This window comes from Streptomyces sp. JHA26, assembly GCF_002005565.1.
Taxonomy (GTDB): Bacteria; Actinomycetota; Actinomycetes; order Streptomycetales; family Streptomycetaceae; genus Streptomyces.
This window is the reverse complement of record NZ_BDJC01000013.1, coordinates 131188-143701: the sequence shown is the minus strand read 5'-3', so window position 1 is coordinate 143701 and position 12514 is coordinate 131188. Positions and strand designations below refer to the sequence as shown.

Below are 12514 nucleotides of genomic sequence, written 5' to 3'. Positions count from 1 at the left end.
CGGCGTGCTCGGCCGTCGCGCGGTCGGATGCGCCGCAGCGTGTCGAAGCCCAGCACGGTCCGGGACCGCTCCCGGTCCCGCAGCCGCACGGCCGGGCGCTCCGTGCCGTCCTGCCCGGGGGAGGCCTCCGCCGGCCCGGACGGCGGCTCCCACACCAGCGGCACGACGGCGAACAGCCCCTCCTCGTCCCCGTCCAGGCCCAGCAGCCGGGTCAGCCGCGCCTGGTCGAACCAGAGGGCGGGCGCCAGCCGCAGCCCCCGGGCCCGGGCCCAGATCTGCCAGGACTGCAGCACGGTGCCGACGTCCATGCTGACGGCGTGGAAGGAGAAGCTGTTGTACTTGAAGGAGTTCTGCCAGTACTTGACGCCCAGCACCAGGTACTGGTCCGTCCGCGCGCCGTGTCCCCCGAGGGCCGCGCGCACCTCGCCGCTCACGTCGCCCGCGAGCAGCCGCTGCATGCTGTGGTGCGGCGGCGAGTAGTAGTGCACCCCGGGCGTCAGCGGCCCCGACGGGCCCGAGACCCAGTACACGCTCACGGGATACAGACCCCCGCCGGAGGCGGTGCCCCGGGACCAGTTGGCCTGCGTGTAGTGCGGCAGGGCCGCGAGATCGGTGTTGGCCTGGACGCCCAGGCGCCTGCCGACCAGCCCGTAGGAGTCCAGCAGCATGCCGGACAGCAGGGGCAGCGAGAAGGGCAGCGCGGGGCCGTCCGGGCCGCCGGGCAGGCAGCCGGCCGCGACGGTGGCGTCGGCCGGGTAGGGCGCGTCGGGCAACGGGAACCGCACGGCACCCGGGTAGTACTTCGCCTTGCGCGGCCGGTCCGCCCAGTCGGGCACGAAGTCGGCCGGCTCCATCGGAACGCGGCCCCGGTGCATGATGGCCGTCGCGTAGTCATGGGCGTAGCCCACGGAGGTCTCCTCTGCTGTGACGTGGGGCGGGCTCGGTGACGTGCGGGTCGGGGCGGTCAGGGGAAGGGGTGCGGCGCCGGGTTGAGGTCGGCCGCCGTCAGGTCGCGGTCCCGCAGGCCCGCCTCCCGCAGGGCGATGCGCAGCCGCGGCATGCCCAGCGCACGCTGCCGCGACCAGCCGAAGTCGATGGGCAGCAGCCCGGGGACGAGCACGCTGAACGTGTGCAGCCCCAGCCGCCGTTGCTCGGGCAGCGTCTGGTCGACGACCACCACGTCGAACCCGGCGGCGGTGACCGCGGCGACACAGCGCTCCAGGTCGTCCCGCAGGTCGGGGGAGACCGGCGCGCCGGAGGCGTCGGGCCACGCGAGGTCGGCGACCGCGAGCGGCGGCCCGGCGGCCGGGGACCGCAGCAGGAAGTCGGCGTGTACGCCCATCTCGGGGATGCCGTAGACGAGCGGGTGGTCGTGCAGCGCGGTCACCCGGGAGAAGTCCTCCGCCATGGCGCGCAGCCTGGCCTCGTCGCGCCGGGAGCGGTCCTGGAGGTTGACGGCGTCCGTGGCGATCTCGCACAGCGCCGCGTCCAGGGCCGACTCCGGGTCGAGCCCGGCGCCGGCCCCGAAGCACATCCGGCCCAGACCGCCGTCGGTCCGCTCCGCCACGGCGGTGACCACGGGGACGGGGAACGTGATGCGGGTGTCGAAGAACCGCGCCCGGTACCCGTACATCGCCAGCCGGTCCACCATGTGCCGGGTGGCGGGGCGGGCGCTGGTGGCGGGGTCGATCTCCGGCAGCGGCTGCCGGCCGTACCAGGCGAGGAGGAAGGCGTCCCGCTCGACGACCTCCATCAGGCCGAAGTAGACGGCCTCCTCGACACAGCCGCCCGAGGCGCAGCCGTTGGAACTCTCCTGCACGAAACGGTCGTTCAGCCCCGGCGAGTGGTAGTAGGTGAGGATCTCGGGCACCAGCCGCGGTGCCCGGTCGCGCAGCGACCAGCCCCACACCCACGGGATCTCCCGGTCCGGCGAGAACGGCACGACGTGCGGGTTCTCCCGGTGGAAGGCCTCCGAGTAGAGCCCCACCCGCCGCGGGTCGACCGCGTCCTCCCCGAACCCGTCGAGCGTCCCCGTCACCGTGGTCCGCTTGCCGCGCGCCCGCATGCCCGCGTACCGCTCCAGACCCTCCAGGACGCCGATGCGCGCGCTGGTGCCGAAGGACCCGGAGTGCCCGCCCCAGAACGTCTCCCGCAGGTACTCGCCGGAGCGCATCGAGAAGCAGCCGATGGTCGCCGACGTGGACGTGGACGACACGTCGTGGACGACGGACGGGCCGAGCGCGCCGCACACCGGGTTCGCGAACGCGGCCACGTCGATGCCGTACGCCTCCACGCTCCGCAGCCGGAAGGCCCCCGGCGCGTGCTTCGGCGCGGACGCCAGGGTGACGACGGCACCCTCCGCCGTGTCCGGGACCGCCTCGGAGCAGACCGGGCACTGCGGGTCGGGGACGAGCGGGAACCGGCGCACCGACAGGGACTCCAGGTCCAGTACGTACACGTCCGGGAAGGGCGCGCGCACCGGCTGTTCGTGCGCCCGCACCACGAGCGCGGCCAGCGCGTCCACGGCGAACGGGACGGCGTACGGCCAGGGCCCCGACTCGTGGGTCGCACCGCCCAGTTCGAGGGCGTCGCGCAGCGCCACGGAACGGACCGCCTGCCAGCGTCGGGCCAGACAGCGCGGGCAGGGCGCCCCGCCGTGACCGGTGAGGGGGCCGACGACGGCCTGCCGGGAGTACAGGTGCACGGGGACGGTCCGCCCGCCCCCTCCGTCCTGGGCGCACGTGTCGCTCCCGTCCTCCGCGAAGGCGTCGCTCCCGTCCTCCGCGAAGGCGTCGCCGAAGCCGAGGGCCCGGACCGACACCGCGACGTCGCGGCGGCCCAGCCGGTCCAGCGAGGTCCGCAGCAGCCCGGCCGTCGGCCGCGCGGGACCGGCCACGGCGTCGGAGGCCGCCGGCGCCGCAGCAGGCCGGCCCACGGTCCCGACGGTCACCGCCGGGCCTCCGACGTCAGCAGGACGCGCACGACGTGCACCCCGGCCCGCTCCAGGTCCCCGGCGCCCGTCGCCACCACCAGGGCGTCGCGCCCCTGTTCGCCGAGCCGGCGCAGCACGTCCGCCCACGACGGCGTGCCCGTCCGCTCCACGGTGACCGTGCCGGTGACGGCCAGCGCCCGCGGGTCGAGCCCGTCGAACACCGGATCCCCGAACGAGGCCCCGCCGACCGGCTGCCGCTCCAGCTGGACCTCGCCCAGCAGATCGCGCAGCGCCGCGGCGGCCGCCGCCGGGTACGACAACTCGGCGGCCACCGCCCAGCGGGCCCCGGCCCGGGCCAGCACCACGGCCACTCCCGAACGCCCGCGCTCCCCGAGGTCGAGCAGTTCGGCCTCGACGCCGAGGTTGGCGGCGGAGCGGGTCAGGAAGGTGAGTTCGGGGTCCAGGTCGTCGGGCACGGCGACGCCGGACACCCCGGCTCCCCGTACCGCCCGCCGGAGCGCGTCGTGTGCCAGGGCCGACAGCACGCCCTGCGCGGCGGCGTCGGTGACGCTCGCCCCGGCCCGCAGCCCGGCGCTCGTCGCCTCGAAGAGCCCGTCCCGGTTGTCCGCCCCGAACGGGCGGACGGCCTCGCCCGGCACCAGGAACCGCTCCTTGGTCAGCAGGGAGGACGCGGTCGCCCAGCCACGGACGTCGGCCCGGGTCCCGCCGACGCCGGTCCACGTGGCCAGTCCGGCCGGGTCGAGGCGGACGGCCGGGTCGGGTTCGCGGCCGGGGACGTGCGGGACGACGTGCTCGGCGTACGCCTCCGCCGCCCGGTGCAGGGCCCGGATGCGGGCCCCCGCCACGTGGTGGACGTCGGCGGCGGCGACGCGCCGGGTGCGCCCGTGGCCCAGGCCGAACTCCACCACGCTGAGCTTGAGCGGCGTCTGGGTGATGTCCTCGTCGTCGTAGCGGGTGAACACCCCGGCGCGCGGCCGCAGCAGCACCGAACGGCGGTTCAGCTCCTCCACCAGGGCGTCCGCGTCGCGGGCCGTGTCGACGGTGGGCAGCGCGAGCGGGGCGTCGGCCGTGTCCGGGCTCGCCAGGTCGATCCCGGGCGGGTCCGCCCGGGTGTCGTCCGCGCACCACGGGCACCGGGGGTGCGGCAGGAGGGGCTCGGAGGTGACGTCGAGCGACTCCATGTCCTGGACGACCAGGTGCCCGGCCGTCTCGGCGGGCAGCGCGCCCGACGCCGTCTTGAACACCTCGTAGCCGAGCAGGTTGCCCAGCATCGCGGCCAGCGGCCCGCCGGGGTGGGCGCCGGGGACCGGCGTGGCGGCCGGGCCGTCCAGGGCGAGGGAGCTCCACACGTCGGCCGCCCGCTCGGCGCCGTCGCCCGCGCCCAGCCGCAGCACGGCGCAGGACCAGCAGCCCGTCGTCTGCGCCGACATCCGGGGGCCGACGACCGCGGTGTCGCCGAACGACCAGGCCGGGATCAGGATCCGGCCCGCGGGGATCCCGGCGCGCAGCAGCGGGAACACCGTGCGGGCGGCCTCGGGCCCGCCGGTGACGACGACGATGCCGTACCCGTCGAGAGCGGCCCAGGTGCGCGGGCCGTGCGGGCCGTCCGAGGCGTCGAGTTCGTCGACGGAGACCGGGCAGCCGTCCGCGCCGGCGGCCGCCGCCTCCTCGTCGATCCCCTCCCGGTCGAGCCCGGCGACGACGCCCACGGACGCGCAGCCGTTGCGCAGCAGGCTCAGCACGCACCAGCGGGCCGTGGCATCGGTGCCCAGGACGGCCACCCGGGTGTCGCGGAACCGCTGGAAGCGGCGGGCGGCGTCGTCGGCGTAGTGCTCGGCGTAGGCGATCTGGGCCGCGTAGCGCCGCGCGACGTCCTCGGAGGGCTCGGCGCCGTCGAACGCCTCCGGCGAGGACCTGGGCGGGACCGAACGGGCGAAGCCCCGCTCGTACAGGGTGCCGACGAGTTCGCCGACCATCGCGCGCTGCCGCTCGCCGAAGCCCTCGCAGATCTCGGCGACGGTGTGCTGCCCGTCGAGGTGGGGCACGAGCAGCGTGGCGAAGCGGTAGGCCGATCTCGCCGTCAGCCGGAAGCCTCCGTCGGCGTTGTGGAACAGCACGCCGTCGGGGGTCTCGGTGAACAGGACGTCCCGCCGGATGCGGGGGCGGGTGTCGGCGACGGCTGCGTACCGGTCAGCAGGCATGGGTGGGTTCACCTCTCGGTAGGACGCGCTGGGTCGGTGCGGTCGGGGAGGGCGGGACGGACGGCCGGGGAGGAGCCGGGGCGGTTCAGCCGGGGGCCGTCAGGGCGCCGACCGGGCTCCGCGGTGGCGAGGCCGCCCGCCGACGCGCGTAGATCCTGAGCAGTTCGTGGATGCGGTACGGCTTGGGCGGGCCCTCCTCGATGAACCCGGCGTCCGCCAGTTGCTCCAGCACCTCGTCCGGCACGGGCGACGCCGCGGCACCACCGGCCGTCCCCGCATCCGCGTGCTCCCTGGCCAGCGTGAGGAACACGTCCCGCAGCTGCGGGCTCAGCCGCCGCAGGGCCGCCTCGAACACGTGCGGCACGGACCGCGTCGGTTCGTCCGCCAGGGAGAGGCGGGCCGGCAGGTCCGCGGCCAGCCAGGCCGCGCAGTCACCGATGCCGAGGCCGGGACGGGTCAGCAGACGTGCCGCGGCGATGCGCAGGCTCAGCGGGAAGTGACCGCAGAGGTCGGCCAGTTCACGGGCCGCTTCCGGTTCCGCGGCGATCCGGCCGGCACCGACCGTGCTGACGAGCAGCTGGTGCGACTCGTCGGGGGTGAGGGTGCCGAGGCGGTGCACGACGCCGCCGTGGGTGGCCACCAGCCCGGCCAGCCCGCGTCTGCTGGTCACCACGGCGACGCCCTCGGAGGGGGCCGGCAGGAGGGGGCGCAGCTGCTCCGCGCTCACCGCGTCGTCCAGGACCAGCAGCCGGCGTCCGGCTCCGTCCGGCGGCGGGAGCCGGTCCCGGGCCTCGGCGGCGTCGAGGGGGCTGCCGTCCGCGTGGGTCAGGGCGAGCGCGAAGCACCCGCCCGGAAACGCCTCCCCGGCCAGGTGGGCGGCGTGCAGGGCGAGAGCGGTCTTGCCGACGCCCGGGGCACCGGAGATGACCACCGGACCACCGGCCGACTCCGCGGCGGTCAACGCGCGTCGCACTGCCGCGAGTTGCTCCGTGCGCCCGGAGAAGCAGGGCACCGGCGCCACGGTGAGGGGGACCGGCGCCGTGGCCGCCGGCGCGGACACCGGGGCGGCGGGTGAGGAGGGGGCGGGGGCGGCGGCGGTGCCCGCCGGAAGCGCCGCCCGGGGAGCGGGCCCGGCGCCGAGGGCGACGGCGCCGGCCCCGGCCGGCACGGCGGCCAGGTCCTCACCGCGCAGGATCGCCACCTCCAGACGCTGCAAGGAGACTCCGGGGTCGATCCCGAACTCCTCCTTCAGCCGCTCCTTGACGGCCCTGATCTCCGCGAGGGCCTCGGTCTGCCGGCCGGTGCGGTAGAGCGCCTCGATCAACTGCTCGGCGAAACGCTCCCTGCCCGGGTGGTGCCGTGCCGCGTCCCACACGTCGGCCAGGACCTCACGACATCGTCCCCGCGCCAGCTCGATGTCGCAGAGGCGCTCCAGCGCCCTCAGACGTTCCTCGGTCAGCCGGGGCGCCTCGTCGCGGTGGAGCACCTGGGACGACACGTTCGCGAGCACGGGCCCGTGCCACAGCCCGAGCGCCTCCCGCAGGACGAGGGCCCTGGTCTCCGGGTCCTCGGCGGCGTCCGCCGAGCGGACCAGCTGGCGGAAGCGGACGAGGTCGAGGGTGTCGCGGTCCATGCGCATCCGGTATCCGCCGGGGACCGCCTCGATGGTGTCGTTCGCTATCCCGTACTTGGCGAAGACGCGGCGCAGGCGCAGGACGCAGCTCTGCAGCGCCGCCCTGGCCGTGACGGGCGGGTCGGTGTCCCAGACGGCGCGCACCAGGTAGTCGGTCGACACGACGGCACCGGAGTGGATGAGCAGGGCGGCCAGCAGACTCGTGGGCTTCGACGGCTGGAGAACGGCGGCGTGCTCACCATCGGCGATGCTGAGCAACCCGAGCAGCTGGAACCGCATTCTGTGTCGCCCCCCGTTGTGTCTGCCGAACGGTCCACGGAGCGGGCTGGTCGAACCCGCTCGCCGAGACCGTCGGAATTATGCGTGCACAGGTTTATTGACAGCTATTCGATGCTCAGTGGCATGCAAATAGCGGCTATGGTCCTGGGTATTTCGCATGTCCCGTCGGACACCATAGGTGATGGTCGCGAGTTCCGTCGATCCCTCGTTTAACGAAAATCGAGTGCACCCTATTTTCTTGATATGGCAGCATTTGTCCCCTTTGCTCCGGCCTCTCCCCCGCAGGTGAACTTCCCTGCATAGAAACGCTGTTGACGTGCAGACATCCCGCTCCGGCGCCGCGGCAAAGGTGAATTTCGCTCAGCCTTCATCCCGCCTTGGCGGAATGATCAATTTCCAAGAATTCGAAGTTCCGGGTGACTCCGTATTCCCGGGCCGTCCCGGAACTCCCGGCCGGCCGCCGTCCCGCCCTCGGGTGACGGGCTGCGCCTTCCGGCGGCGGTCACGTGTCCGAGCGGACGAGGTGGGGCGGGGCCCGTAGACCGGCGACGACCCCGGGGACGCGAGGAGCCTGGTCCGGATCGGTGAGCCATTGGGTCATCAGCCCGGTGAACAGGGCCATCTGGGCCGAGCCGAGGGTGCGGGCGGTGGTGTCGTCGACGGCTTCCTCGCAGCGGCACGCCGTACCCCTGGGCGATCCGGACGCGGTCGTCCGGATGGTGGGTGACGCGCGGGTCGTGGGCCTGGGAGAAGCGGGTCACAGCGGCCACGAGTTCTTCACGCTCGAGGTGCGAGTCTTCACGAAGCTGGTCGCCACCCGGGGGTTCACCACCTTCGCCCTGGAGGCGAGCGGGAGCACCGGGCTGCGGCTGGACCACTACGTGACCCACGGTGTCGGGGACCCGGAGCGGATCATGCGTGAGGAGTTCCAGGGCCAGTACGTCTTCTGGAACGCGGACGAATACCTGGACCTCGTTCGCTGGATGCGGCACTACAAGGACTCGCGGCCCGCCGGGACCGGCGCCCGAGGCCACAGGCCGGGGGAGACGGTCCGGGCCGGGTGCCAGCTGGATGGCCACCGCTCTCATGTACATCTGTTACTTTGGTGACATGAGTGAGCCGGTGGTGGAATCCATGGCCGAGGTCCGCAGCCACCTCGCCGACGTCATAGACCGTGCCCGTCGTGAGGAGACCCCGACGATCATCACCCGGCGCGGCAGGCAGGAAGCCGTCGTGATCGACATCGAGGAGTACCAGCGCCTGCGGCGGATCGCCGAAGACGCCGAAGAGGCATGGCTCAACCGGCTGGCCGACGAGGCCGAGTCCGAAGGCGTGGAAGGATCGGTCTCGATCGAGGAAATGGCCGCCCTGCTCCGTGCCCGGCAGGGCTGACCCTCATGGGGTACGTCACGCGCTTCACGCCACACGCCCAGCGGGACATGCTCAAGATCCCGCGTCCGGAAGCCCTGCGCATCCTGTACCGCCTCGCCGAACTCCAGAAGGCGATGGACGTGGGAGACACAACGGCGTTCGACATCAAGGCCTTCCAGGGGCACAGCGCCCGCCTGCGCCTCCGGGTCGGTGACTACCGCGTCGTCTACACCGTCGAGAACGGTCGACTGATCGTGTGGGTTCTGACCGTCGGCAGCCGTGGTGACGTCTACCGCCAGGTTCCCTGAGGCCTTGCTGCCGGATCCCGCTGAACGGGGCCGGGCTGCCGTTCCCCCTCGTGGAGTGGAGCGTGATCGATCCTGGTCACCCAGGAGGCCCTGGAGATTTCCTCACCGACCCGGCGGCGCACGGTGGAGGCGGAGACGGTGTTGCCGTGTGCGGTGAGTTCGACGGCCGGCTCCGCCAGGGTCCGCGCGCCAGCGGCATCCCGGTCCCGGAGGGCTCCCGGAGCCGACTGTCAATGTGATCGCCATGGAGTTGACTCAAGTACGTTTGATCGTCGAGGACTTCACCGCCTGCTTCCGTTTCTACCGCGACGTCCTGGGGTTCGAGCCGCAGGTGGACGACGAGAACGGCCCGTACGGCAAGCTCAGCCCGCCGGAGGGAACGGCCGCGATCGCGCTGCTGCAGCGCCACCACCTCGCGCAGGAACTGCCCTGGTGGAGGCCGGGCACCTGCGATCGGGCGCTGGTGGTGTTCACGGTGGACGACATGGACGAGGCGATACGCGGCATCCGCGAGCGCGGCGGGGAGATCGCGGACGGGCCTCGCACCCAGTGGGAGCGGATGCGGGTGGCTTACCTGCGCGACCCCGAGGGCAACGTCGTCGAACTGCAGCAGTGGCTCGTGCCGCGCACCTGACGGATCACCACGCGGAGCAGGCTGCCGAAGCGCCGGCGACGCCGCGAGCACCCCGAGGCCGCCCTGGATCGCGCCTGCGCCTCCCTGAGGGCGACTATCGTGCCCGCGGAAGCAACCCGACTCCTCGCGTTTGTCGTGAGACGTCCCTCTACTCCTGCTCGAGCTGCTCGGGACCGTGACCGTGTTCGGACGTGTTCAGTCGACGTCCGGATCATCGGCCTCTTCGGGGAGACGGGCCGCGGGGTCGTCGGCCCACTCCACGGCCCAGGCGCGGAGAGCGGTGATGGTGGCGTCGTCGAGCCCATAGGCGGCGAAGGCTTCGTCATCGGTCCACTCGGCGCCCGCGAGGTTCGATTGCAGATCCTCTCGCTCGAAGCGGCCGCGGGCATGACGGCGGCCGAACTCCTCGAGCTCGGCATTGGCCCAGCGGCGGGAGGCGGCGAACACGTCGATCAGGTCACGGGGCGCTCCGCGGTCGGCGAGGGCGCGGACCTTGGTCCCGATCACGTCCTCCTCGGCGGGGACGGGCCCGTAGGGACTTTGGGCGACCGGCCGTCAGAAGACCTCCTTGAGGATGTCGACCTCGTATTCCTGCCCGGTGGCCGGATCGGACACGGTGAAGCGGGCGGACGGCGGGGCGGTCTCCAGCGCGTGCACCTTCCAGCCGCGGGCTTCCAGGCCGGCGCGGAGCGTGGCCGCGATGTCGGCCATGGGCGCCGGGTTCTCGGTGGCGACGTCGAGGTCCTGGCTGGGGCGGTTCACGAGGCGGTGTGCCCGCACAGCGTGACCACCGGTGAGAACCAATGGATACGGGGAACCGAGCTCGATCACATCCGCCAGGAGCCGCGTGTGCAGCTCCGGCATGTCCGTCACGCTGCTGCCCGGGTGCGGGAGGCGAGCTGAGGGAAGGCGTCCTCCCAGACGGTGCGCACAGTGCGGCCGGCGAGTGTGCGCAGCACCGGCCACATCTGGAGGAGAAGATCCCGGTTGAGGAATTGGGGCAGATCGTCGTGCAGGCCCTCATGCAGGACAGTGCGGTACAAGCCCATGCGCTGACGGGGCTTGCTCATGTCGTACGAGGTCATCCCGGACCAGGCCATGTGCAGCGGCAGCTCCACGACCCCTTGGGTCGGGCCATGCAGTTCGTCCAGCGACTCCGGCAGACGTCGTCGGAACTTCTCCCGGTACAGCGCCAGATCCTCGGCGACCGCCCCCGAGGGGCCGCTCGGATCGGGTGCGGGGTGCTGTGGGCTGGAGGACATGCCTCCAGTATGACGGTGGGGGAGCGGTAAGGGGCATGATGCACAAGTCTGCGTCCGCAGCGAGCGGGACGGGCTCTGGGCGTGACAGGGGGCAGTGAGCCGACACCTGCCCTGAACTGTGCTTTTCCATGACTCCCTCAGGCCGACGTCCTGCCGGTGACGCATCACGTGGGGTGCCGGGCAATCCGTCCTTCAGCCCCTGAGGCCGACAGTCTCTCGACCTCGGCCCAAAAGTCCCTGAGAAGTCCCACAGGCGAAGCAGAACCCCTCCTGGCTTACATGCACGCAGGTCAGGAGGGGTTTAGCGACGTTGTTTCTGAAGGCGCTCAGATGTCCCGGAAGATCTCGATCTGCGCCCCGATCGAGTTCAGCCGCTCCGCCAGGTCCTCGTACCCCCGGTTGATGACGTACACGTTGCGCAGCACCGACGTGCCCTCCGCCGCCATCATCGCCAGCAGGACCACCACCGCCGGGCGCAGGGCCGGCGGGCACATCATCTCGGCGGCGCGCCAGCGGGTGGGGCCCTCGACCAGGACGCGGTGGGGGTCCAGGAGCTGGAGGCGGCCGCCCAGGCGGTTGAGGTCGGTCAGGTAGATGGCGCGGTTGTCGTAGACCCAGTCGTGGATGAGGGTCTTGCCCTGCGCGGACGCCGCGATGGCCGCGAAGAACGGGACGTTGTCGATGTTCAGGCCGGGGAAGGGCATCGGGTGGATCTTGTCGATCGGCGCCTCCAGCTTGGAGGGCCGGACGGTGAGGTCCACCAGGCGCGTGCGGCCGTTGTCCGCGACGTACTCCGGCGTGCGGTCGTGGTCGAGTCCCATCTCCTCGAGCACCGCCAGCTCGATCTCCAGGAACTCGATGGGGACGCGACGCACCGTCAGCTCCGACTCCGTCACGACGGCGGCGGCCAGCAGGCTCATCGCCTCGACCGGGTCCTCGGAGGGGGAGTAGTCCACGTCGGTGTCGATGACCGGCAGGCCGTGCACGGTGAGCGTGGTGGTGCCGATGCCCTCGACCTTGACGCCCAGGGCCTCCAGGAAGAAGCACAGGTCCTGGACCATGTAGTTGGACGAGGCGTTGCGGATGACGGTGACGCCGTCGTGCCGGGCGGCGGCCAGCAGCGCGTTCTCGGTGACCGTGTCGCCCCGCTCGGTCAGCACGATCGGACGGTCGGGGCGCACGCCGCGGTCGACCACGGCGTGGTAGTGGCCCTCGGTCGCGGCGACGTCCAGGCCGAACCGGCGCAGCGCGATCATGTGCGGCTCGATGGTGCGCGTGCCGAGGTCGCAGCCGCCGGCGTAGGGCAGCCGGAAGCGGTCCATGCGGTGCAGCAGCGGGCCCAGGAACATGATGATGGAGCGGGTGCGGACGGCGGCCTCGGCGTCGATGGCCTCCATGTCCAGCTCGGCCGGCGGCACGATCTCCAGGTCGGTGCCGTCGTTGATCCAGCGGGTGCGCACGCCGATGGAGCCCAGCACCTCCAGGAGGCGGTAGACCTCCTCGATGCGGGCGACCCGGCGCAGCACCGTGCGCCCCTTGTTGAGCAGCGAGGCGCACAGCAGGGCCACGCAGGCGTTCTTGCTGGTCTTGACGTCGATGGCCCCCGAGAGGCGCCGGCCGCCGACCACGCGCAGGTGCATCGGACCCGCGTAGCCCAGGGAGACGATCTCGCTGTCCAGCGCTTCGCCGATACGGGCGATCATCTCAAGGCTGATGTTCTGGTTGCCGCGCTCGATGCGGTTGACGGCGCTCTGACTGGTGTTGAGCGCCTCCGCGAGCTGTGACTGCGTCCAGCCGCGGTGCTGCCGGGCGTCACGGATGAGCTTGCCGATGCGTACGAGGTAGTCGTCTGCCATGAGGTTGAGGCTATCTC

At 72.6% G+C, this 12514-nt stretch carries 9 protein-coding genes and 2 pseudogenes; 4 read left to right on the top strand and 7 right to left on the bottom strand.

Annotation, left to right across the window (positions count from 1 at the left end; genetic code table 11):
* The 4 genes and pseudogenes from JHAT_RS11290 to JHAT_RS11275 form a co-directional block, all read right to left on the bottom strand.
* A pseudogene (locus tag JHAT_RS11290) lies at positions 1-908 on the bottom strand (nitroreductase); the annotation flags it as partial.
* Between the two features lie 56 nt (positions 909-964).
* Complete coding sequence (locus JHAT_RS11285) at positions 965-2950, bottom strand: TOMM precursor leader peptide-binding protein (protein ID WP_253195460.1); 1986 nt, start codon at positions 2948-2950, stop codon at positions 965-967.
* The gene (locus JHAT_RS11280) at positions 2947-5154 is read right to left on the bottom strand and encodes a TOMM precursor leader peptide-binding protein (protein ID WP_077797957.1); all 2208 of its coding nucleotides are present in this window, start codon (positions 5152-5154) and stop codon (positions 2947-2949) included. Before JHAT_RS11280 ends, JHAT_RS11285 begins: the two co-directional genes overlap by 4 nt.
* A gap of 85 nt (positions 5155-5239) precedes the next feature.
* Entirely contained in the window at positions 5240-7066 is a 1827-nt protein-coding gene (locus tag JHAT_RS11275; RefSeq protein ID WP_077797956.1) for an AfsR/SARP family transcriptional regulator, read from the bottom strand.
* Positions 7067-7650: 584 nt separating this feature from the next.
* Between JHAT_RS11275 and JHAT_RS11265 the strand changes: the two genes are divergently transcribed.
* The 4 genes from JHAT_RS11265 to JHAT_RS11250 all read left to right on the top strand — a co-directional run bounded on the left by JHAT_RS11265 (position 7651) and on the right by JHAT_RS11250 (position 9379).
* A complete protein-coding gene (locus tag JHAT_RS11265; RefSeq protein WP_307718349.1) occupies positions 7651-8175 on the top strand; it encodes an erythromycin esterase family protein in 525 nt (174 codons plus the stop codon).
* 1 nt (position 8176) lies between these two features.
* The gene (locus JHAT_RS11260; RefSeq protein ID WP_253195459.1) at positions 8177-8458 is read left to right on the top strand and encodes a type II toxin-antitoxin system Phd/YefM family antitoxin; all 282 of its coding nucleotides are present in this window, start codon (positions 8177-8179) and stop codon (positions 8456-8458) included.
* 5 nt (positions 8459-8463) lie between these two features.
* A complete protein-coding gene (locus JHAT_RS11255; protein ID WP_077797955.1) occupies positions 8464-8745 on the top strand; it encodes a type II toxin-antitoxin system RelE/ParE family toxin in 282 nt (93 codons plus the stop codon).
* A gap of 244 nt (positions 8746-8989) precedes the next feature.
* Positions 8990-9379, top strand: a complete 390-nt coding sequence (locus tag JHAT_RS11250; protein ID WP_077797962.1) for a VOC family protein — start codon at positions 8990-8992, stop codon at positions 9377-9379.
* Positions 9380-9574: 195 nt separating this feature from the next.
* Here the strand turns inward: JHAT_RS11250 and JHAT_RS11245 are convergent.
* From JHAT_RS11245 to JHAT_RS11235, 3 genes and pseudogenes are all read right to left on the bottom strand, one after another.
* Positions 9575-10243 (bottom strand): annotated as a pseudogene (locus JHAT_RS11245) (nucleotidyl transferase AbiEii/AbiGii toxin family protein).
* A 5-nt stretch (positions 10244-10248) separates the two neighbouring features.
* Complete coding sequence (locus JHAT_RS11240) at positions 10249-10641, bottom strand: hypothetical protein (protein ID WP_077797954.1); 393 nt, start codon at positions 10639-10641, stop codon at positions 10249-10251.
* Positions 10642-10967: 326 nt separating this feature from the next.
* On the bottom strand, positions 10968-12497 hold the full coding sequence (locus JHAT_RS11235) for a UDP-N-acetylglucosamine 1-carboxyvinyltransferase (RefSeq protein ID WP_077797953.1): 1530 nt from the start codon (positions 12495-12497) through the stop codon (positions 10968-10970).
* Positions 12498-12514 lie beyond the last annotated feature (17 nt).

Excerpts from the sequence above, each read along its gene's own strand:
- JHAT_RS11250 (WP_077797962.1), top strand. The coding sequence starts at position 8,990 with ATGGAGTTGACTCAAGTACGTTTGATCGTCGAGGACTTCACCGCCTGC.
- JHAT_RS11240 (WP_077797954.1), bottom strand. The coding sequence starts at position 10,641 with ATGTCCTCCAGCCCACAGCACCCCGCACCCGATCCGAGCGGCCCCTCG.
- JHAT_RS11235 (WP_077797953.1), bottom strand. The coding sequence starts at position 12,497 with ATGGCAGACGACTACCTCGTACGCATCGGCAAGCTCATCCGTGACGCC.
- JHAT_RS11280 (WP_077797957.1), bottom strand. The coding sequence starts at position 5,154 with ATGCCTGCTGACCGGTACGCAGCCGTCGCCGACACCCGCCCCCGCATC.
- JHAT_RS11255 (WP_077797955.1), top strand. The coding sequence starts at position 8,464 with ATGGGGTACGTCACGCGCTTCACGCCACACGCCCAGCGGGACATGCTC.
- JHAT_RS11275 (WP_077797956.1), bottom strand. The coding sequence starts at position 7,066 with ATGCGGTTCCAGCTGCTCGGGTTGCTCAGCATCGCCGATGGTGAGCAC.
- JHAT_RS11260 (WP_253195459.1), top strand. The coding sequence starts at position 8,177 with ATGAGTGAGCCGGTGGTGGAATCCATGGCCGAGGTCCGCAGCCACCTC.